Genomic DNA, 20,640 nt, shown 5'->3' with positions numbered 1-20,640 from the left:
CCCCGTCAGCGCCCGCCCCCTGACTGACCAACACCCGGGGCCGGGCTCTGTTGGATCGCATACACCCGGCGCTGGGCAGCCGGGCGGGCGGGGCTCGGCAGGCGTGGCTTATGCCCGGGGGAGCGCATTCCTAGCCTTCCGTCATGAACGACGAGCGCCAGCACAAATCCCTCTGGACGGTGACGACGCCTCCCCGGGACTTCCCCGCCCTCTCCGGTGACGTGGAGGTGGACGTGGCCATCATCGGCGGAGGCATCGCGGGCCTGACGGCCGCCTGGCTGCTCAAGCGCGCCGGCAAGAAGGTGGCCGTGCTGGAGATGCACCGCGTCCTCTCCGGTCAGACAGGGCAGACGACCGCGCACCTCACGGAGCTCTTGGACACGCCGTACACCACGCTCACGAAGGACTTCGGTGAGAAGGGGGCCCACCTGGCCGCGTCCTCCAGCCGGGCCGCCATTGAACAGATTGCGTCCCTGGTGGAGACGCTGGGCATCGAGTGCGGCTTCACCCGCGCGCCGGGCTACCGCTACGCGGAGACGGAGAGCGAGCTGAGGGAGCTGCTGCTGGAGGTGTCCGCGGCGAAACAGGCGGGGCTCCTGGCGACGTTCACCAAGGAGGTCCCGCTGCCCTTCCCGGTGAAGGGCGCGCTGCGCGTGGAGGATCAGGCGCTGTTCCACCCGCGCGAGTACCTGCTCGCGCTGGCGGACCGGATCCCGGGCGCCGGCTGCCACCTCTTCGAGAACACCCAGGCCGTGGACATCCACGACGGCACGCCCTGCCGCGTCGTCACGGAAAAGGGCACGGTGACGGCCAAGGCCGTGGTGGAGGCCACCACCACGCCGCTCAACCGCGTGGCCATGCACACCAAGCTCTACCCGTACCGCACCTACGCGGTGGCCGCGCCGCTGGAGGGGCCGCTGGAGCCGGGCCAGTACTACGACAGCCGCGACCCGTATCACTACATCCGCACCCAGAAGGTGGACGGCGTGTCCTACGTCATCGTGGGCGGCGAGGACCACAAGGTCGGCACCGAGGAGGACACCGAGTCGTGCTTCGCCGCGCTGGAGGCGTACACGCGCGACCGCTTCCCCGTGCGGCGCATCACCCACCGCTGGTCCGGCCAGGTCATCGAGCCCGCGGACGGGCTGCCCTATATCGGCCGCAACGTGGGCAGCCGCCACGTGTACGTGGCCACCGGCTTCTCCGGCACGGGCATGACGTTCGGCACGCTGGCGGGCATGTTGCTGTCGGACCTCATCCTCGGCAACGAGAACCCCTACGCCGCGCTGTACGACGCCGGCCGCGTGAAGCCCAAGGCGGGCGCCAAGGACTTCATCCAGGAGAACGCGGAGGTGGCCTTCCGCTTCGTCGCGGACCGGCTGTCCAAGCCGGACGGACACCACCTGGCGGACGTGGCGCCGGGCGAGGGGAAGATATTGGAGGTGGATGGCCGCAAGGTGGCCGTCTACCGCGAGGAGGACGGCACCCCGCACGCGGTGTCCCCGGTGTGCACGCACCTGGGCTGCCACGTGCACTGGAACAACGCGGAGCGCTCCTGGGACTGCCCCTGCCACGGCGGCCGCTTCAGCCCCACGGGCCGCGTGCTCAACGGCCCCGCCGTGAAGGACCTGCCGTCGCGCAAGCTGCCGGTGAAGTGAGAAGTGCGTGCGGGTGGGCTTCCATTCGGGCGGGCCCACCCCCATCTATCTGCACATCCACTTCAGTCATTCACGGGGGCAGGGATGAACGCGCTGGAGTTGCTCAAGCAGCAGCACGAAGAGGTGTCCAAGCTCTTCAAGAAGTACGAGAAGCTGTCGGACGACGCCGACGAGGAGCGCCAGGAGCTGTTCGAGCAGATCGCCGACCGGCTGGGCGCGCACGCCAAGATTGAGGAGCTGTACTTCTATCCGGCGATGAAGAAGGACGAGACGGAGGACGACCTGCGCGAGGCCGTGGAGGAGCACCTCTCCGTCAAGCGCCTCATCGCGGACCTGCTGGACATGGACGCGTCCGACGAGGAGTTCGACGCGAAGATGAAGGTCCTCCAGGAGCAGGTGGAGCACCACGTCGAGGAGGAGGAGAAGGACCTCTTCAAGGAGGCGCGGAAGATTCTGACGAAGGATCAGCTCGACGACCTGGGCATCCAGCTGGAGGAGGAATACGACTCGCTGATGGAAGGCGAGCCTCGCAACGACGTGCCGGAAGAGACGGAGCACGCCGCGCCCGTCTAGCGCGCCGCGTCCGAAGCAACACGGGGCTTTGCGCGTGGCATGGGGCCGGGCAGCATGCGGCCCATGCCGCGCGCTCCTGTGTCCACCCCCGTGTTGCTGCCGGATGCCTTCACGCCCGCCGCGCGCCGCGCCCTGGTGCGCGCGGACCCCGTGCTGGGCACGCTCTTCAAGAAGATTGGGGCGTTCCGCTTCACGCGGACGCCGCTGCACAGCCCCTTCGAGGCGCTGGCGCACTCCATCGTCTACCAGCAGCTCCACGGCCGCGCGGCGGCGACCATCTTCGGGCGCGTCTGTGAGCGGGTGGGGAAGGGCAAGGACTTCACGCCCCAGAAGCTGCTGGCGCTGCCGGATGCCACGCTGCGCGAGGCCGGGCTGTCCGCGAACAAGCTGCTGGCCATGCAGGACCTGGCGCGCAAGACGGTGGACGGCACGGTGCCGCCCCTGGCGCGCGTGCGCCGCATGTCCAACGAGGACCTGATTGAACACCTCACGCAGGTGCGCGGCATTGGCCAGTGGACCGTGGAGATGCTGCTCATCTTCCGCCTGGGCCGGCCGGACGTGCTCCCCGTGGATGACTACGGCGTGCGCAAGGGCTTCATGGTGCTGCACAACCTGAAGGAACAGCCCAAGCCCAAGGCGCTGCTCGCGTACGGCGAGCGCTGGCGCCCCTTCCGCAGCGTGGTGAGCTGGTACCTGTGGCGCGCGTCCGAGGCGCCCGTGGGCACCTTCGCACCGCCGGAGGACAGCTAGCCGAGCGAGGGCCGGGAGCGCACCGTCCCTTGTCTTACCGCGCGAGCGTCCTCACCCGTAAGGGAACGGAGGAATCACCCCGCATGCGCGCACTCACGTACCAGGGCCCCTACCGCGTCCAGGTGGAGCAGAAGCCCGATCCCCGCATCGAGCACCCCCAGGACGTCGTCCTCAAGGTCACCCGCGCCGCCATCTGCGGGTCGGACCTGCACCTGTTGCACGGCCTGGTGCCGGACACGCGCGTGGGCTGCACCTTCGGCCACGAGTTCACCGGCGTGGTGGAGGAGGTGGGCAAGGAGGTGTCGCAGCTGAAGAAGGGCGACCGCGTGGTGGTGCCCTTCAACATCTCCTGCGGCACCTGCTTCTACTGCCAGCGCGGCCTCACCGGGAACTGTGAGAACAGCAACCCCGGCAGCGACGTGGCCTCCGGCGTCTACGGCTACTCGCACACCACGGGCGGCTTCGACGGAGGCCAGGCGGAGTACGTGCGCGTGCCCTTCGCGGACGTGGGGCCCATGAAGATTCCGGACGACATGGACGACGAGTCCGTCCTCTTCCTCTCCGACATCCTTCCCACCGGCTACCAGGCCGCGGAGATGGGTGAAATCAAGGCCGGTGAGACGGTCGTCGTCTTCGGCGCGGGCCCGGTGGGCCTCTTCGCCATGAAGTCCGCGTGGCTGATGGGCGCGGGCCGCGTGGTGGCGGTGGACCACGTGCCGTACCGCCTGGAGTTCGCCAGGAAGTTCGCCAACGTGGAGACGGTGAACTTCAAGGAGGTGGGAGACATCGTCCTGTACCTCAAGGAGATGTTCGAAGGCCGGGGCCCCGACGTCTGCATCGACGCGGTGGGCATGGAGGCCGAAGGGTCGCGCGCGCACCGCGTGCTGGGCCTGGGGCTGAAGCTGGAGGCCGGCGCGCCCACCGTCATCGAGTGGTGCATCAACTCCGTGCGCAAGGGCGGCAACGTCTCCATCATCGGCGTGTACGGGCCGCCGTGGAACTTCGTGCCCATTGGCACCGCGATGAACAAGGGCCTGACGCTGCGCATGAACCAGGCGAACACGCGCCGGTACATGCCGCACCTGCTGGAGCACATCCAGAAGGGCCGCATCGACGCGAAGGCCATCATCACCCACCGCTTCCCGCTGGAGCAGGCGCCGGACGCCTACCACCTGTTCGCGCAGAAGCGCGACGGGTGTGTGAAGTGCGTGCTGATGCCGCACGGCCACGCGTGAACGACTGACTTCATCCGCTCGCAATCAGGAGGCACGCATGCCCCAGAAGACGCCGCACAAGCAGCGCCGCGCGAAGAACGGCGCCCCGAAGTCCCGGGCGAGGCCGGCGCGGGCCGTGGACCAGGACCCCGCCAACCGCCCGGGCGTCCCCATGGAGACGGCCCCCAGGCCGCTGGCCGGCGCGCGCGTGCCCATCGCGCCGCAGCACGCGGAGGTGCCGGTGTTCAAGCACGCCGGCCGCAAGGAGATGCCGCCGGTGTTCGGCACCGCCCAGCCTCCGAAGGGGCTGAGCGGTCTGCTACGAAAGGCGGCCTACGCGAAGCCGGACCACAAGCCCGGCCACTGGATGCTGTTGCTCCTGGCGGACCGGGTGGACGTCTGGGAGCACCGGCTCCGGAGGTCCCTTCCCTGGGCCGCTCCTTCCACGGCGGCCCTCCTCGCAGGGGGCCTGATCTGGCGCGTGCGCCGGGCTTAAGCGTCCCGGCCGTTGTAGTGGAAGGGCTTGAGCGTGGACAGGTCCACGCCGTCCACGCAGCGCAGGTTGACGGCGAACATGTCCTTGCCGTCCGGGCCCTTGCCGGTGGAGTAGGACTGCACGCCGCAGGTCGGGCAGTGCAGGTGTTTGATGACCTTCTTGTTGAACTGGTAGGTCTTCACCACGTCCGCGCCAGAGAGCGACTTGAACTGCTCCGGCGGGACGAACGTCAGCACCGCGCCCAGCTTGTGGCAGATGGAACAGTTGCAGGTGACCACCTGCGCCAGGTCCGTGGTGGCCTCGTAGCGGACCTGTCCACAGTGGCAACCGCCCGTATACGTCTTCATCTCCGCCATGGTGATTCCTTTCGGTTGCTGCGTGATGCCCGGGCCGGAAACGCCCTTTCGCCCACCCGGTGCGTGTGACGCGCATCAATGAACGGAGGCGGCGGGGACCGCAAGCGCGCAGGTGACGTCCCCGCGCGCTTGCGGCGGTGCGTCACGTCAGTCCGCGTACGTCGTCACGGACATCATCCGCACGAAGCGGCGGTCGGTGCTCACCGCGGCGATGGCGAAGCCCTGCGTGTAGCCCGGCGCGCCGCACCCGCGGCAGCTCCAGCCCGTGATGTAGAGCCGGTTGCTGTTGCGCGAAATCTGCGTGATGTAGGCCACCGCGCCCTCCGCCTCGTCCACGTTGTAGGTGTACGCGCTGAGCTGCCCGACGAGCTCCCGCGGGGAGATGGGCTCGAAGATGCTGGCCTGCGGGCCGAAGGCGTTGCTGAAGGCCTCGCCCAGCGTCTGCTGGTTGGCGACGCCCTGGCCGTTGGGGATGTAGCCCTCGTAGATGCGCGCGCCGGACAGGCCGCCGACGGCACCGAACAGCACCGCGGGCGTCTGGGCCACGGGGTACAGGTTCAGCGGATAGCCCGTGAGGAGCGTGTCGTTCACTTCGTAGAAGTCCGCGAAGTACTTCGCCGCGGTGCCCGTCATGGACTGCTGGAACTGCGTGTCGCTGAGGCGGGTGGTGAGATGGGCGCGCTCGGCGCTGTCCACGCCGTAGCCGGCGTCGTTGAGGAACTCGTCCAGCGCGGTCCGGATCTCCGAGCGCAGGATGGTCGTTCCGCCAGGGCTGGTGGGGCTCTTCGCGGCGGTGATGCGCGCTTCAAAGGCCGGGATGCTGGTGGTGGAGCCGGCGAGCGCCGGAGCGGAGAACAGCATCAGCGCGCCCACCAGGGACTTCATCGACAGGGTCTTCATGGGGAACCTCTTCATCAAAAGGGGAGAGAACCACGGGCCTGCAAGCTTTGACGGCGGCGGTGCTTCCCGGCTCAGTCAGAGTCGGTCATCACGTTGACCATCCGCACGAAGCGGCGGTCGGTGCTCACCGCCGCGACGACGTAGCCGGCCGTGTAGCCCGGCGCGCCGCAGCCGCTGCAGCTCCAGGTGGAGTAGTAGAGGCGGTTGCTGTTGCGCGAAATCTGCGTGATGTACGCCAGGGCGCCCTCCACCTCGTCCACCGTGGGCGTGCCGGACACGGTGTGCCCGCTCAGGAGCGCGATGAGCTCCTTCACGGTGATGGGCTCGAAGATGCCGGCCTGCGGACCGAAGCTGCCGAACGCCTCTCCCAGGATGAACTGGTTGGCCACCACGTTCTGGCTGGTGGGGATGACGCCCTCGCGGATGGACGAGGAGGAGGCCAGCGGACCGGTGGCGCCGTACAGCGACGCGGGCGTCTGGGCCACGGGGTTCATGGCCCACTGGGAGGACGGGGTGGTGGCGTCGTTCAGCTCGTAGAAGTCCGCGAAGTACTTCGCCGCGGTGCCCGTCATGGACTGCTGGAACTGCGTGTCGCTGAGGCGGGTGGTGAGATGGGCGCGCTCGGCGCTGTCCACGCCCGTGGCGCCACCGGTGTCATAGAGGAAGGCGTTCAGCGCGTTCCGGATCTCCGAGCGCAGGATGGTCGTGCCGCCGGGGCTGCTGGCGCTCTTCGCGGCGGTGACGGCCGCCTCGAAGGCGGGGATGCTGGTGTTGGAGGTGGCGAACGCCGGAGCGGAGAGCAGCATCAGCGCGCCCACCAGCGACTTCATCGACAGGGTCTTCATACGGAACCTCATCTTCATCAAGGGGGGAGTACCGCGAACGACGCGCTGGCGAGTACCACGCCCCCCTGACACGCCCTTCGTGAGGTTCCGGTGACGCGAGGTCCCGTGACACGCCCGTGAAAGAGCGTGTCGCGAGCCTGGAAACTTTCACGGTGCCGGCTGCGCGGCCGCGGGCGTAGGCGCGTTGCGTCGCAGGGGCGCGAGCAGCGCGAGGAACGCGGCGGACAGCGCGACGCCCAGGAGGAACATGTTCGCGTAGCCCAGGTTGCCGAACTTCGGATCCGCGAGCACCCCCGCCAGCGGCCCCGCCGGCGCCTTGCCCGCGACCTCCACGCTGGCCAGCAGCGTGTAGTGCGTGGCGCCGATTCTCCGGTCCGTGCGCGACATCATGAACGCGAACATCACCGTGGTGAGCGCGCCGCCGAAGAACTCCTCGGTGAGCGTGACGCCCAGCACGCCCGCGTCGCTGACGCCCGCGCGCGTGAGCAGCCACCGCCCCAGCAGCGGCAACAGGCGCAGCGTGCCGGTGAGGGCCACCGCGCGAAGCAGCGGCAGGCGCGCGGCGAGGACGCCTCCGCACGTGGACCCCAGCAGCGACGCGGCCGTGCCCCACGTGCCCACCCACAGGCCAATCTGGCCGGGCGTGTAGCCCGCGTCCACGAGGAAGGGCTTGTAGAGGACGTCGGACATCGTCTCGCCCAGCTTGTACGTGCCAATGAAGAGCAGGAGCCACCCGGTGCCCGGCACGGTGAGCGCGGACCGGATGCGGGCCCAGAGCGCGGGCCAGTCCAGCTTCGGTGACGCGTGGCCTTCGGGCTCGCGCGGAGGCGGCTCGCGCACGAAGAGGACGACGGTGAAGACCGTCAGGCACAGCGCCGCCATGGCCAGGAACAAGCCGGACCAGCCGATGCGCTCGCTGGCCCAGACCAGGAGCCCGCCGCCGGTGAGCATGCCCAGCTTGTAGCCCACCACCTGCGCGGTGTTGCCCGGGCCCAGCTCCTCCGGACGCAACAGGTCCACCGCGAAGCCGTCCACCGCGATGTCCTGCGTCGCGGCGAAGAGGTTCATCACGAAGATGAGGCCCAAGAGCAGCGGCAGCGAATCCTGGCTCGCGGCGAACGCGGCCCCCACGCACGCGAGCGCCAGGCCCGCCTGCATGGGCAGAATCCACGAACGCCTGCGCCCCACGCGCGCGGAGCCGTAGCGGTCCACCAGCGGCGCCCACAGCGCCTTGAGCATCCACGGCAGCGACAGCGCGCCCGCGAAGCCCAGCGCGGCCAGCGACACGCCTTGCGAGCGCAGGTAGACGGGCAGCGCCGTCACCTGGAAGCCGAAGGGCAGCCCCTGCACGAAGTACAGCGCGCACAACAGCCACAGCCGGGACGGGATGCGTCGCATGGTCGTGGCGCGAGCATAGACACGCCGTCCGGTGTCCGTCGTGGGCCTATACTCGCCGTTCCAGTCACCCCAGAGGAAGACGCATGCCGGAGCGAGCCGCAGCCGAGTCTGGAATCATCGTCGTGGAGCTGTCCGCCGAGCACGAGCTGGAGGCGGACCACGTGGACGCGGTGGTGGAGGTGAAGGCGTCCTCGTTCTTCACTGGCAACGCGGCCTTCGCCAACGCCAGGGAGGTCGCCACGCTGGTGCGCGCCATGGAGGACCTGGGCGTGCAGGCGTCGGCCTTCACCCTCCAGTCGGTGCAGGCGGAGACGACGGAGGGGCTGCTCACGCGCTCCTCGTCCGCGCTCTACCTGGTGCGCATCCGCCTGGTGGACATGGCGCGGGTGGGGGACGTGCTGGCCGCGCTGTCCGGCCTGAAGCAGGCGACGCTGCGCGAGCTGCGCTGGGGCTACACGCACGAAGCGGAGGCCCGGCAGGACTGGCTGGAGGCGCTGGCCCGCGAGTCGGTGAAGAAGGCGCGCCGCGTGGCGGCCGGGCTGGGCGTGACGGTGGCCGGGCTGCACCGCTTCTCCGAGCGCACCTGGGAGTCGCAGGCCTTTGGCGCCAGGGGCGGAGGCTACGGCGGCGGGACCGAGGACGTGATGCCCATGGCCCCGTCCGGCAGCTACGGCTTGAAGCAGCCGCGCACGGCCACGCTGGGCTTCCCCGTGTCCCACCGCAAGAAGGTGCACGTGATGGCCACCGCGGAGTTCCAGACGCACCCGGCCCCCGCGGCCTGAAGCCCGCTGCTTCTTCAGGGCGTGTGCTTCATCACGAGCGCTTCCAGCCGCTGGAGCGCCTTGTCCAGGGTCTCCCATGACGGGCCGAAGGACAGGCGCACGTAGTTGCGGAAGCGCGAGGCCCGCGCGCGGCGCTTGCCGGGGTTCACGTCGAAGAACTCACCGGGCACGGTGATGACCTGGTGCTCCAGCGCGGCGCGGAAGAAGGCCATGCCGTCGTTGAGCGGCGCGGGCAGCCCGGACAGGTTGCCCCAGACGTAGAACGTCCCGTCCGGCGCCCGGTCCGTGCGGATGCCCAGCCGCTCCAGCCGCGAGTGGAACCGGTCCCGCTTCTCCCGGAACGAGTGGTGGATGGCGCGCGTCTCCGCCACCACCGCGTCCTCCTGGAGCAGCGGAATGGCCGCGCGCTGCAGGGGCCGGCTGCCGCCGCCGTCCAGGAAGCTGCCCGCGCTGGAGACCGTGTCGATGACCTGCTTGGGCCCCACCGTCCACGTCATGCGCCAGCCCGGGTAGCGCCAGTTCTTCGTGAGCCCGTCGAAGAGGATGACCGGGTCGCGGTTCACGTCCTCCACGTACCTGGCGGCGCTCTCCACCGGCAGCACGCCCGGGCGGCCCGTCCAGATGTAGTGCGAATAGAACTCGTCGATGAGCAGCGAGCACTCCAGCTCCCGCGCCACGCCCACCCACCGCGCCAGCTCCTCCCCCTGCACCAGCTTGCCGGTGGGGTTGCACGGGTTGGAGAAGAGCAGCGCGGACAGCCCGCGGCCTTGAATCTCGCGGCGCAAATCATCGTGCGTGAAGGCGTAGCCGCGCTCGCCCTCCAGCAGGATGGGGATGGCGGTGAACGCCTTGAAGACGTCCAGCAGCTCTTCGTACGCGGTGTAGTCCGGCAGGAAGTGGCCCAGGTTCACCTGGCCCAGGCTGGCCGCGGCGCGGGTGAGGGCCGCGCGGCCTCCGCCGGACAGGCAGACGTTCTCCGCCTTGTACTGGGACGGCATCCCCTTGCGGTAGAGCCGGTTGTAGAGCCCGGCGATGGCCTCGCGCACCTCCCAGAGGCCGGCGACCGGCGCGTACTCCTGGTCCGCCATGTCCACCGTCACCGAGTGCACGCGCGGCGGGGCACCGGGAAGGTCCCCCGTCTCCGGCTGCCCCTGGCCCAGGTTGCACCAGTCCGGGTCGCCGGGACGGTAGCCGCGGCGCGTGGCCTCGGCGGTGACGAAGATGACGCCCGTGCGGGGCACGGTGCGAAACGCATGCAGGGGGACGCTGTCGCTCACGGACGACACGCTAGCGCGCCCCCTGCCTTCGCTCTAGCCCTCGAGGGAGGCCCTGAGGAACCAGGCGTGCTTCTCGAACTCGGTGATGATGCCGGTGAGGAGGTCCACCGTGTCGGTGTCCTTGTGGCCTTCCACCGCCGCGCGGCTCTCGCGCAGGCCGTTCAAGTACACCTCGATGCGCTCGGCCAGGAGCTTCACGTGCTCCAGGTCGCGCGAGGTCTCCTGCGGATACTCCGGCAGGCGGCTGGTCTTGCCCACGTGGCGGCTGGTGCCGTACGCGCGCCCGCCCAGCGTCACCGCGCGCTCCGCGATGGAGTCGTTGTGGTTGGCCAGGCTCACCGCGAAGGTCTCAAACAGCGGGTGCAGCGCGGCGAACTGCGGGCCCTTGATGTTCCAGTGGGCGACCTTGATCTGCGAGTGCAGGTCCAACCCGTCCGACAGCCGCTCGTTGAGGGTGGCGGCGATGGCGGTGCGGGCCTGCTCGGAGAGGGGACTCGGGCTCTTGTAGAGGGCCATGACGGACACGTGCCTTTCGGGTGAGAGGGAAAAGACAGCGCCCTCCGGTGTCTTCCACCGGAGGGCGCCAATCACAGCTCAGGGATAACCACGGAGGGACTAGGACTCCAGTCCAACCGCCGCCGCGTGGATGACGCTCGCGATGCGGACCGCATCGTGGACGTGGTCCTCGGAGAGGCCGCCTTCCAGCACGACCTTCTCATGCGACTGGATGCACATCTCGCAGCCGTTGATGGCGCTGACCGCGAGGCAGACCAGCTCGAAGTCCACCTTGTTGGTCAGCACCTGGGCCAGCCGGTTCATCCGCAGCCCGGCCCGCTTGGTCGCGTACGACTCCTTCCCGATCATGTGACGGAACCGGTAGAAGACGTTGTTCATCGCCATCAGCGAGGCCGCCGCGCGGGCGTCCTCGATGACCGGCGTGGCCTTGTCGCCCAGTGCCTGCTTCGCCTCGTTGAGCATGGCCTCCTTCAGCCGCTCGTTCCGGGCGGCGAAGGCGCATGCCACGGCCGTCCCCCAGCGCTGCTCGGGGGTGAGGGTCGTGCTCTCCAGGACCGCGGAGAGGTTGAGGCGGGTGTCCTTGTGGGCGTCCGCGAGTTCACTGCGGACGACTTCGAGCGAAGCCATGGGTGATTACCCCGCCTTCTGCAGCTTGGAGGTGAGGGTCTCCTCACCCTTCTGCCAGTTGCACGGGCACAGCTCGTCCGTCTGGAGCGCGTCCAGCGTGCGGACGGTCTCCTTGACGTTGCGGCCCACGGACAGGTCGTTCACGGACACGTGGCGGATGATGCCCTCGGGGTCCGCGATGAACGTGGCGCGCAGGGCCACGCCCTCTTCCTTGTGCAGGATGCCCAGCGCGCTGCACAGCTCGCGCTTGATGTCCGCCAGCATGGGGAAGGGCAGGTTCTTCAGGTCCGGGTGGTGCGTGCGCCACGCGTGGTGCACGAACTCGCTGTCGGTGGACAGGCCCAGAACCTGCGCGTCGCGGTCCTGGAAGTCCTTGTTGTGCTTGCCGAACTCCGCGATCTCCGTCGGGCAGATGAACGTGAAGTCCTTCGGCCACGCGAACAGGACGGTCCACTTGCCCTTGTACGTGTCGTTGGAGATGTCCTGGAACTCCTTGTTCTTCTCCAGGCTCACGGTGCCCTTCAGCTTGAAGTTCGGAAGCTTGTCGCCAACGGTCAGCATGGGATTCGACTCCTTGGGGATGGGGGCGGGCCACCGTGGTCCACCCCAGAGGTTATGAGTTGCTACGGGGTAAAGCAGCCATCGTGCCAATGCTTCAACTGCCCTGATTCCAGAGGGTTACAGCTCCCCCTGTGGCTTGCACCGGCGGGGCGGTGGCGCCGGGTCGGTGAATAACGAAATCCCGGTGCCTTTCGCCACTGCAATTTCGGTGGGCCGCTATTATCGGTAACACATGCCGGATGAACTGATGGGGCGCCACCCGGAAGTGACGCAGGATGCTCGGGAGCTGGTCGAGCTGGCAACCACCGAAGAAGGGGTGGGAGAGCTGCTCCGTCGGGGACTGGACTGGGTTTCGCGCGTGGTGCCCTTCGACCTGGCCACGCTGTTCCTCCTCAAGGAAGGACGGCTGGAGGCGGTGGCGGCGCGGGGCCCGCTCGCCAACCAGGCGGTGCGCAAGCACTCCCTCCAGCTGGCGGACTTCCCGTCCCTGAAGCACGCGCTGGAGACGCGGCGCGCGCGGGCGTTCACGGAGGAGGACCACTCGCACGGCGACGGTGACCCGTTCGATGGCGTGTTGGACCTGCCCGCGGGGCACGCGTGCATGGTGGTGCCGCTGTGCGCGGGGGAGCGCTGCTACGGCGTGCTGACCCTGGACCGCGCGCAGTGTGAGACGTACGCGCAGCCGGTGGTGGACCTGGTGGAGGTCTACGGCCAGATGCTGGCGACGGCGCTCCAGGGCGCCGAGCAGCGCGCGGCGGCGGAGCGGCTGCACCGCCAGGACCACGAGCACGCGAAGCTCCTGGAGTCGCAGCTGGGCGGGGACTCCGAGGGCATCCTGGAGTCGTCCCTGAGCCCGGTGATGCGCGACGTGTCCCTCCGCGCGCGGCAGGTGGCGGAGACGGACACGCCGGTGTTGATCACCGGTGAGACGGGCACGGGCAAGGAGCGGCTGGCGCGGGCCATCCACCGCTGGAGCTCACGGGCGGACCAGCCCTTCGTGTCGCTCAACTGCGCGGCGATTCCGGCGGGCCTGCTGGAGAGCGAGCTGTTCGGCCACGTGAAGGGGGCCTTCACCGGCGCGAACCGCGACCGTGCGGGCCGCTTCCAGATGGCGCACGGGGGCACGCTGCTGCTGGATGAGATTGGCGAGCTGCCGGTGGAGCTGCAGGCGAAGCTGCTTCGCGCGCTCCAGGAGAAGGCCTTCGAGCCGGTGGGCAGCGACAAGACGGTGCGGGCGGACGTGCGCATCCTCGCGGCGACGCACGTGGACCTGCACCAGGCCATCGCGCAGAAGCGCTTCCGCGAGGACCTCTTCTACCGGCTGAGCGTCTTCCCGCTGCGCTTGCCGCCCCTGCGTGAGCGGCGCGAGGACCTGCCGCAGCTCACCCTGTTCCTGCTGGAGGAGCAGGCGAAGCGCACGGGCCGGCGGGGCATGCGGGTGACGGCGTCGGGGCTGGCCCGGCTGGCCGCGTACGACTGGCCGGGCAACCTGCGCGAATTGGCGAACGCGCTGGAGCGCGCCACCATCCTCACGCGCGGGCAGGAGCTGACGGCGCAGTCGTTCGACCTGCCGGGAGAGCCCCGCGCGCGGGAGGTGGCCGCGACGGTGTCAGGCTCGGTAGAAGAGACGCCAGCGCCGCTCTCCGCCGGGGCGAAGGTGCCCACGCTGGCGGCGGTGCAGCGTGAGCACATCCTGCGGGTGCTCACGCTCACCCGGGGCCGCGTCTACGGTGAAGGTGGCGCGGCGGCGCTCTTGGGGCTCAAGCCCTCCACGCTGCAGAGCCGGATGAAGAAGCTGGGCATCGCGCGGCTGGAGGGCTTCACCGCCGCGGAAGACGCGTGACGGGCCGTGGCCCTGGTGCGAGCTTGGGATGGCTTTGATGCGCGCACGGCAGGGCTTGCCCGGCCAGCGTTGTGTGCTGTGAAATGCCTTGTTGGCTTCATGCCACTCAACCTGTCGAAAGCCTTTGGGCACCAGGACTCATGAACATCATGGAACCCGTCAGTCCCAGGAAGAAGATTGCCATCATCGGAGGCGGGATTTCTGGCCTGTTCGTCGCCTATCTGTTGAAGGGGCGCGGCTGGCAGGTGGATGTCTATGAAAAGGCAATCCGGGTGGGGGGCAACTGCCACACCGTCAGCATGAAGGTGCCAAGAGTCAGCGGCGGTGACAATGGCATCCTTCGCTGGGCAGACATGGGCGTCAATGACTTCAATGAGCCAATGTACGCGGAGGTCTATGAGCTGATGCAGGCGCTCGGGGTGGAGACGCCTCCGCTCGAGGACACCGCCAGCTTCTTCACCGCGGATGGCAACATCGTCTACACGCTCGATGGCGGCTATGAAACGCCCATGCCCATCGGGTTCGCGAAGCAGCTCGCCCGCTTCAAGGGGCTGGCCACCGACGTGCTGCACAGTTCGAGCTACAAGGGCTGGACGCTGCGCCAGTTCCTCAAGTACCCGGACTTCGAGTTCACGAACGAGTTCATCCAGTACTGCATCTTCGCCCGCGCCAACGCCATGTACTTCGCGGACGACCGGGACGTGGGGAACATGCCCGTGCAGTCCGTGATGCACTACTACGTGTTGCAGGAGGGCTATGGCACCAACGTGCCCGTGAAGCGCCGGTACATCCGCGGAGGCTCCAGCGCCTGGGCGAAGAAGCTGTGCGACGCCTCTGGCGCGCAAGTCTACACAGACCGGAAGGTGGTCAGCGTCAATCCGCTGAAGGGAGACGCGCCGGAGGTGGTCTGGCGTGAGGGCTCCGCTCAGGGCAGCGACACGTACACCCACGTGGTGTTCGCCTGTCACGCGAACCAGGCGGCGGACGTGCTCGAGCCCGTGCTCGGCGACAAGGAGCATGGAGCGGCCTTCGTGGACATGCGGCGCATGCTGCGAAGCATCAAGTACACGCAGACCCGCGCGTACGCTCACCTCGATGCCTCGGTCCTTCCCCGAAAGGAAGCCTGGCGCACCTACAACGTCCGCATCCGCGCCCGGGGCGAGACCCCCAAGCCCTACTCGATGACCTACGTCATCAACAGACATCAGGCGGATGCCGGGAACCCTCACGATGACTTCCTCGACTGCGAGCAGTTCTTCGTGAGCCTGGCCCCTGACAGGAAGCTGGATCCGTCCAAGATCCTGAAGGATGAGCATGGCAAGCCCCTGACCCGGACGTTCCAGCACAACGTCGTGGACTTCCATTGCATCCAGGCGCAGCAGGACCTCTGGGGGGACGAGGACAACAGGATCCAGGGCCAGGCCCACCTCTACTTCACGGGAGGCTGGACCGTCGGCGCGGGGCTTCACATCGAGTGCTGGGAGTCCGCGAAGCAGGTCGTGAGGCTGCTCAGTGAGACGGCTCGCAGCAGCGCGCAGATGACCTACGAGGACTCGCCTTCCGGGCGGTACGAGCCGGAGTACATCCGCCGGCTCGTTCGCTGAGCGGCCGCCTCCAGGGCTGGAATCGCCGAATGAAGGCCCACGGTGCGCGCTTCCTCCGCGAGCGCGCGCAGCTCGCCACCGTGACCGTCCGCTGGGGGCCGCGCCAGGGCGCGGCAGCGGCGGATGTAGAAATCAGACCAGGGCGCGGGCTCAACCCGCGTGAAGGCCTCGAGCGACGCCGCATGACGCAGCGCTTCGGCGGTCTCGCCCGCGGCCAGACAGGCCTCCATGCCCGCCTGATGAAGGCGATAGTGGTTGTGGCTGACGCAGCCGCTCGCGAGCAGCCGCTCCCCCTCGGTGAGGGCCTGCCGCCGCTGCTCCGCGTCGTCCGTGGCCAGCGCCAGGGTGCCGAGCAGCCATGGCCCGATGAAGGAGGCCGCGTGCTGGCGGACATACACCAGCGAGGACTCCAGCAGCTCGCGGGCCTTCTGCCGTTCACCCCGGCGCATGAGGACCCGGGCCACGGTCTCGTTCAGGAAGGGCTCGAACCGGCGCGCGCCCAGGGCCCCTGCCAGCGCGAGCCCCTGGCGTGCCTGCCCCAGGGCCTCCTCGTCCCGTTGGTAGTCCAGCAAAATCCAACCGGCCGTGAGGCGGGAGATGATTTCGGCGCGCTTGTGGCCGACCTGGGCCGCCATCGCCGCCGAGGCCAGCGCGTCCGCCAGCGCTCCCTCCAGTTCGTTCATGTAGATGCGCACGGTGGCGATCATGAAGCGGTTGGCGGCTTCTATCTTTCCGAAGCCGAAGCGGCGGCAAAGCTCCAGACACTCGTGGAAGTAGCCGCGTGCCGACTGCATCCGCCCCTGCGCGTAGTAGGCGTCTCCCAGCCCGCTGAGGGCGTGGGCCTCTCGCTCGGGCAGCCCGGCACGCCGGGCGTAGGCATGGGCCGCGCTGTGCTGTTCCAGGCAGCCCGCGAGGTTGCCGCGCGGGAAGTACAGGCTGCCACGCAGGTAGTGGATCTGGGCGAGTTCCGCGGTCAGCCCCTGTGCCGTGCCAAGCGCTTGCGCTTCGTCGAGGCAGGCGAGCGCGCCGTCGATATCGTCCGAGACCCGCATGCCGCCCGCCAGCCCGATCTTGGCCCGGCAGACCAGTGCCGGATCCGCGGCGAGCGACAGCACGGAGCGGTAGAGGGCCAGCGAATCCTGCACGGCGCCCATCTCGCGCAGCAGCTCGCCCTCGAGCAGCAGCAGCGGGCCCTTCTCGTGGGCCTCGCGGGCAAGCTCGCGGCCGCGCCGCACCAGCCCCAGTGCCTGCTCGTAGCGATAGGTGCTGGCGGCGGCCTGGGCCGCCTCCAGATAGGCCAGGGGGGCCTCCCGGGACTCTCCGCGGTCCAGGTGCTGGGCCCGGAGGCTCGCGTCCTTGCCGAGGTACCACGCGGCCAGCTTCAGATGCACCTCGCGGCGCTTCGCCCGGAGCAGCGAGGCGTAGACGCCGTCGCGGATCAGCACATGCTTGAACATGAAGCCGTCGCTGACGCGGTCGAACAGGGCCTCTCGCACGAGCGGTTCGCAATCGAAGGTGTCGTCGCCGATGAGGTGATGCAGCGCCGCGAGATCGAAGCGCTGGCCAATGACGGACGCGGCCTGGATGGCGGCCTTCGAGGCCACCGGCAGCCGGTCCATGCGTGCGAGCACCAGGCTCTGGATGCTGGCTGGGACCTCGAAGGTCGCGGTGCCCGAGGCATGCCGCACGAGCTGCTCCAGGAACAGCGGGTTTCCGCGAGCTCGCTCGATGCAAAGCTTGATGTACTGGGACTCCCCCGAGACCAGCAGGTGCGCCAGCTCCAGGGCCTCGTCATCCCCCAGGGGGGCGAGTTCAATCACCAGCGGCGCGAGCTTCTCCGCGGGCCAGGTGTGGCGCGGCGAGCCCTCCACTCGCGACGTCAGGAGCAGCACGGCACTGCTGGCGCGCACGACTTCGCTCAGCGCATGCAGCTGGGTCAGGGTCTCCGCATCCGCCCAGTGAACGTCCTCGACGACGAACAGCACCGGGCGCCGCGAGCAGGCCTGCTCCGCGAGCTCGACGAAGACGCGCTGTCGCCCCGCCACCCGGGTGGACTGATCCATCGCGTCACGGAGCGCGCGCAGCTCCACCGGCTGGGGAAGGTCGAGCAGGTCGTTGAGGAAGAGGCGACGCTCACCGGGCAGCGTCCCTCTCTCGAACAGCGCATCGGCCGCCTGCTGCCGCTCCTCGCGACTGGCGTGGGCCTTGCCACAGACGAGGCTGCGCGCGAGCGCATGCACCGCGTCCTCGCCGCTCGAGGCGCCAAAGTCGAGCACGTAGCTGCCGTGCACGGCGAAGCCGCCGTCCAGGGCCCTGGTGACCAGTTGTTCGGTGAGGTGGCTCTTGCCGATTCCAGCCTCTCCTTCGATCAGGACCACCTCGCCCCGCCCTTCGGCGGCGCAGCTCCGCAGGCAGGCACTGAAGCGCGCCAGCTCACGGGCGCGGCCGACGAAGGGGGCCAGGTGCTCGGGCGCATCGTCGCAGGTGCCAAGCACGCGCCAGACCCGCACCGGGTGGGGGATGCCCTTCACGACGAGCTCGCCGACAGACTCCGAGCCGATGCGCGGACCGACCAGCGCATGCACCGCATCGGAGATCAGCACCTCTCCGGCCTGCGCTCGTGAGCTCAGACGCGAGGCCAGGTTGACGGTTTCGCCCACCACGGCGAACTCGTGGCGGCCCTGGCGGTCCCGTGGCGCGGTCACGACCTCGCCAGCGGCGATGCCAACATGGCCCTCCAGGGTCCGCCCGAACTCCTGGCTCATCTCCTCCAGCACCTTGTGGATGTCCAGGCCAACACGTACCGCGCGCAGCGCATCATTGTCATGGGCGACCGGTGCGCCGAATACGCCCATGACGGCGTCGCCGATGTGCCGCTCCACGGTCCCGCCGTATCTGGAGACCAGTGCGTCCAGGCGGCGGAAGTACTCGCCAATGAGCGCATGCAGGTCCTCGGGATCGAGTTCCGTCGAGAGCCGCGTGTATCCGGCAAGGTCCGCGAACAGCACCGTGACCTGACGCCGCTCGCCGGCTTCTTGCGGCGGTGCGGGTGCGGGTGGAGGGGCCGGAGCCTGTTTCAGCGGAGCTTCGAGGCGCACGCCACAGCCGCCGCAGAACCTCGCGCCGGGGTCATTCTCGAAGCGGCATGCGCCGCAACGAACGGCGAGCCGGCCACCACACTCGCCACAGAAGCGGCGCTCGTGCGCGTTTGGAGTTGAGCATTGGGGGCAGTTCATGGCGTGCCTGCCAACGCTAACACAACGACGCCGTGGGGCTTGGGGCCGGGAATCAGCGTTCTCCCGGCGGTTGTGATTGATGGCACGCTCGCCATGCAAGCGTTTGATGTGGGTGCCCACGGCGGTCGTGAGCGATGGCGGTCCTCAACCTGGAAAACGCGTAACGCGCGTCAGTGCCAGCGGCTGTCCTCGCGGGCCTCGCGGCGGTCCTCGCGCGTCTCCTGGCGGTTCTGCGCCGTCTCCGCGCGGGCCAGCTGGACCAGGTCGGCGATGAGCATCCGCTTGCGTGTGAGGCTGCCGCTGTCCATGCGGCCGTAGAGGTTGTTGAGCTCCTGGGCGATGGAGCGCGTCTGCCGCAGGGCGCGGGACTCCTGGCGGGCGTCGCGCACGTCGTCGCGGTGGTCCTTGCGGTCGTCGCGGCGGTTGCCGTCGTAGCGCACCTCGCGGGCGCTGGAGCGCGCCTCCTGCTTGTCCTGGGCCAGCTCGCGGTGGGACTCGTTCAGCTCGGACGACACGTAGCGGCGCACGTCCTCCTCCACCTGGAGCAGGTCGCGGCGCGCCGAGCGGCCGCGGGCGGAGTCGTACCGGGAGAGCAGCGACTCCACCTGGCGCAGGTCGTAGTGGTCATCGCGCGTCTCGCGCGCGTCCTGCCGCAGCTCCTGCCGGTCACGGGCCTGCTCACCGTGGTGGTTGTCGCGCGGGCCACCTGCGTGAGCCAGGACCGGGAGGGACAGCGCCATCGTTGCCAGCAGCCACTTCGACATGGGGGGCTCCTTCAAGTGCGTCGGATGCCCTGATGGACGCAAACCATCGCCGGGCATTCAATGGCTGAAGGCGCCCCCAAAGGGTGCGACCCGGGCCTACGACACCGCGGGTGCGGCCGGGCGCGGCGCCACGGGGTAGTGGGCCTCCTTGCCGAAGGGCTGGTCGAAGAGGTGCGGATCCGACTGCCGCGAGCGGAAGAGGTCCACGATGTAGTTCATCCGCTGGTCCAGCTTGCTCCAGTCCTTCGCGGCGGTGCCGGTGAGGCTGTCGGGCGTCTTGTCCAGGCGGGCCAGCAGCTGCTTCAGCTTCGGGTCCTCGATGGTGCGCAGGTGCGGCGGGAAGAGCGTGGACTCCATGCCGGCGGGAGGCGGCAGGTCGTTGCCCAGCTTCAGCGCGCCGCCGGGCACCGCGAGCTTCATCATGTGCTCGGTGGCGATGCCCCGGAACGTGCCGGCCAGCGCGTCCACCAGCGGCTTCGTGGCCAGGTCCACCGCGCCCGTCTTGATGGCGGCCTTGGCGGCGAGGTTGGCGGGGAAGGGCAGGGCGTTGGCGCCGGCCTCGATGCTCTTCTTGAGGATGTTGGCGAAGACCTCCTTCACCGGGGCGTTGAGCGCCTTCTCCACGAAGCCCTGGAGCTGGGTCTGCTCGTGCAGGCCCACGGTGTCGTTGGCCCGGAGCATCATCTCCGCCTTCTTGTTCGGGTCCTTCTCGAACATGGCCTGCGCGTAGGTGCCGAAGGCGTCCTTGAGCAGCGGCTTGTCCTGGGGGAAGCCGTCCAGGTACTTCTGGAGCTTCGCGGGGTCCAGCTGGGTGTCACCCTGGAAGGTCTCCACGAAGCGGGCGAACTCGTGGCCCACCTCGCGGAAGACGAACTGGTTGCCGTCGCCAATGGCCTTGCTGACGTTGTTGAGCGCGTCCGCGCCGGCCTTGGCGATGTCGCCGGTGGGCATGGCGGGCAGGCCCAGCTTGCGCAGCAGGTCGTCCACCTTGGACATGGCCTCGCCCACGACGCCGCCGCCCTTGAGGACGTCCACGAAGGCCTTGGGCATGTCCTCCTGGCGGATGCTCACGCCGGCCTGCTTCGAGGCCCAGGTGGCGAAGGTGGACCAGTTGGCGTTCTCCTTGCCCAGCAGCGTGCCCATGGCGTCGGACAGGTCGTGGTAGCCCTGGGTGATGGCCAGGTTGCGCGCGACGGGGTCCTGCATCGCGGCGATGTTCGCCACGTCCTTCGCCGTGGGG

At 69.0% G+C, this 20,640-nt stretch carries 19 protein-coding genes and 1 pseudogene; 8 read left to right on the top strand and 12 right to left on the bottom strand.

Translation table 11 applies throughout. From position 1 onward, the window contains the following. Nucleotides 1–143 precede the first annotated feature (143 nt). The 5 genes from D7X55_RS16045 to D7X55_RS16025 all read left to right on the top strand — a co-directional run bounded on the left by D7X55_RS16045 (nucleotide 144) and on the right by D7X55_RS16025 (nucleotide 4,691). Nucleotides 144–1,658 carry an FAD-dependent oxidoreductase gene (locus D7X55_RS16045; RefSeq protein ID WP_120550497.1) on the top strand — a complete coding sequence of 505 codons (1,515 nt, stop codon included), beginning with the start codon at nucleotides 144–146 and terminating at the stop codon, nucleotides 1,656–1,658. Between the two features lie 84 nt (nucleotides 1,659–1,742). Beyond that, nucleotides 1,743–2,231, top strand: coding sequence for a hemerythrin domain-containing protein (locus D7X55_RS16040; protein ID WP_120550496.1), 489 nt, complete (start codon nucleotides 1,743–1,745; stop codon nucleotides 2,229–2,231). A 63-nt stretch (nucleotides 2,232–2,294) separates the two neighbouring features. Then, entirely contained in the window at nucleotides 2,295–2,981 is a 687-nt protein-coding gene (locus D7X55_RS16035; RefSeq protein ID WP_120550512.1) for a DNA-3-methyladenine glycosylase, read from the top strand. Nucleotides 2,982–3,064: 83 nt separating this feature from the next. Continuing rightward, nucleotides 3,065–4,216 carry a zinc-dependent alcohol dehydrogenase gene (locus D7X55_RS16030; protein WP_120550495.1) on the top strand — a complete coding sequence of 384 codons (1,152 nt, stop codon included), beginning with the start codon at nucleotides 3,065–3,067 and terminating at the stop codon, nucleotides 4,214–4,216. A 37-nt stretch (nucleotides 4,217–4,253) separates the two neighbouring features. Continuing rightward, nucleotides 4,254–4,691, top strand: coding sequence for a hypothetical protein (locus D7X55_RS16025; RefSeq protein ID WP_120550494.1), 438 nt, complete (start codon nucleotides 4,254–4,256; stop codon nucleotides 4,689–4,691). Here D7X55_RS16025 and D7X55_RS16020 read toward each other — a convergent pair. The 4 genes from D7X55_RS16020 to D7X55_RS16005 form a co-directional block, all read right to left on the bottom strand. Continuing rightward, nucleotides 4,688–5,047 (bottom strand): GFA family protein, encoded by a 360-nt coding sequence (locus D7X55_RS16020; RefSeq protein ID WP_120550493.1) that lies wholly within the window; start codon nucleotides 5,045–5,047, stop codon nucleotides 4,688–4,690. The two genes, D7X55_RS16025 and D7X55_RS16020, sit on opposite strands and share 4 nt — an antisense overlap. 147 nt (nucleotides 5,048–5,194) lie before the next feature. Next, entirely contained in the window at nucleotides 5,195–5,947 is a 753-nt protein-coding gene (locus D7X55_RS16015; protein WP_120550492.1) for a hypothetical protein, read from the bottom strand. 71 nt (nucleotides 5,948–6,018) lie between these two features. After that, on the bottom strand, nucleotides 6,019–6,792 hold the full coding sequence (locus D7X55_RS16010) for a hypothetical protein (RefSeq protein WP_120550491.1): 774 nt from the start codon (nucleotides 6,790–6,792) through the stop codon (nucleotides 6,019–6,021). A gap of 147 nt (nucleotides 6,793–6,939) precedes the next feature. Then, the gene (locus tag D7X55_RS16005) at nucleotides 6,940–8,190 is read right to left on the bottom strand and encodes an MFS transporter (protein ID WP_120550490.1); all 1,251 of its coding nucleotides are present in this window, start codon (nucleotides 8,188–8,190) and stop codon (nucleotides 6,940–6,942) included. Between the two features lie 83 nt (nucleotides 8,191–8,273). Between D7X55_RS16005 and D7X55_RS16000 the strand changes: the two genes are divergently transcribed. Beyond that, a complete protein-coding gene (locus D7X55_RS16000; RefSeq protein ID WP_120550489.1) occupies nucleotides 8,274–8,972 on the top strand; it encodes an SIMPL domain-containing protein in 699 nt (232 codons plus the stop codon). Nucleotides 8,973–8,986: 14 nt separating this feature from the next. On the opposite strand, the gene D7X55_RS15995 is transcribed toward D7X55_RS16000, so the two are convergent. From D7X55_RS15995 to D7X55_RS15980, 4 genes are all read right to left on the bottom strand, one after another. Next, on the bottom strand, nucleotides 8,987–10,249 hold the full coding sequence (locus D7X55_RS15995) for a pyridoxal phosphate-dependent aminotransferase (RefSeq protein ID WP_120550511.1): 1,263 nt from the start codon (nucleotides 10,247–10,249) through the stop codon (nucleotides 8,987–8,989). Between the two features lie 33 nt (nucleotides 10,250–10,282). Further along, nucleotides 10,283–10,765 (bottom strand): DNA starvation/stationary phase protection protein Dps, encoded by a 483-nt coding sequence (gene dps / locus D7X55_RS15990; protein WP_120550510.1) that lies wholly within the window; start codon nucleotides 10,763–10,765, stop codon nucleotides 10,283–10,285. Nucleotides 10,766–10,864: 99 nt separating this feature from the next. Further along, nucleotides 10,865–11,392, bottom strand: coding sequence for a carboxymuconolactone decarboxylase family protein (locus D7X55_RS15985; protein WP_120550488.1), 528 nt, complete (start codon nucleotides 11,390–11,392; stop codon nucleotides 10,865–10,867). A 6-nt stretch (nucleotides 11,393–11,398) separates the two neighbouring features. Beyond that, entirely contained in the window at nucleotides 11,399–11,953 is a 555-nt protein-coding gene (locus D7X55_RS15980; protein WP_120550487.1) for a peroxiredoxin, read from the bottom strand. A 232-nt stretch (nucleotides 11,954–12,185) separates the two neighbouring features. On the opposite strand from D7X55_RS15980, the gene D7X55_RS15975 reads away from it, so the two are divergent. Beyond that, nucleotides 12,186–13,796 carry a sigma 54-interacting transcriptional regulator gene (locus D7X55_RS15975; protein ID WP_233609869.1) on the top strand — a complete coding sequence of 537 codons (1,611 nt, stop codon included), beginning with the start codon at nucleotides 12,186–12,188 and terminating at the stop codon, nucleotides 13,794–13,796. 149 nt (nucleotides 13,797–13,945) lie between these two features. Next, entirely contained in the window at nucleotides 13,946–15,400 is a 1,455-nt protein-coding gene (locus tag D7X55_RS15970; RefSeq protein WP_158616262.1) for an FAD-dependent oxidoreductase, read from the top strand. Here the strand turns inward: D7X55_RS15970 and D7X55_RS15965 are convergent. From D7X55_RS15965 to D7X55_RS15955, 4 genes and pseudogenes are all read right to left on the bottom strand, one after another. Next, complete coding sequence (locus tag D7X55_RS15965; RefSeq protein ID WP_279637406.1) at nucleotides 15,340–18,498, bottom strand: adenylate/guanylate cyclase domain-containing protein; 3,159 nt, start codon at nucleotides 18,496–18,498, stop codon at nucleotides 15,340–15,342. The two genes, D7X55_RS15970 and D7X55_RS15965, sit on opposite strands and share 61 nt — an antisense overlap. A gap of 12 nt (nucleotides 18,499–18,510) precedes the next feature. Then, nucleotides 18,511–18,636, bottom strand: a pseudogene (locus tag D7X55_RS45760) (double zinc ribbon domain-containing protein); the annotation flags it as partial. Nucleotides 18,637–18,806: 170 nt separating this feature from the next. Beyond that, complete coding sequence (locus D7X55_RS15960; protein WP_120550483.1) at nucleotides 18,807–19,400, bottom strand: hypothetical protein; 594 nt, start codon at nucleotides 19,398–19,400, stop codon at nucleotides 18,807–18,809. A gap of 96 nt (nucleotides 19,401–19,496) precedes the next feature. After that, the coding region (locus D7X55_RS15955) for a hypothetical protein (RefSeq protein ID WP_121723486.1) at nucleotides 19,497–20,640 on the bottom strand (1,144 nt) is incomplete at its 5' end.

The organism is Corallococcus sp. AB049A (assembly GCF_003668885.1).
GTDB lineage: Bacteria > Myxococcota > Myxococcia > Myxococcales > Myxococcaceae > Corallococcus > Corallococcus interemptor.
The sequence above is the reverse complement of the archived record's forward strand: the minus strand, read 5'-3'. Positions and strand labels throughout refer to the sequence as shown.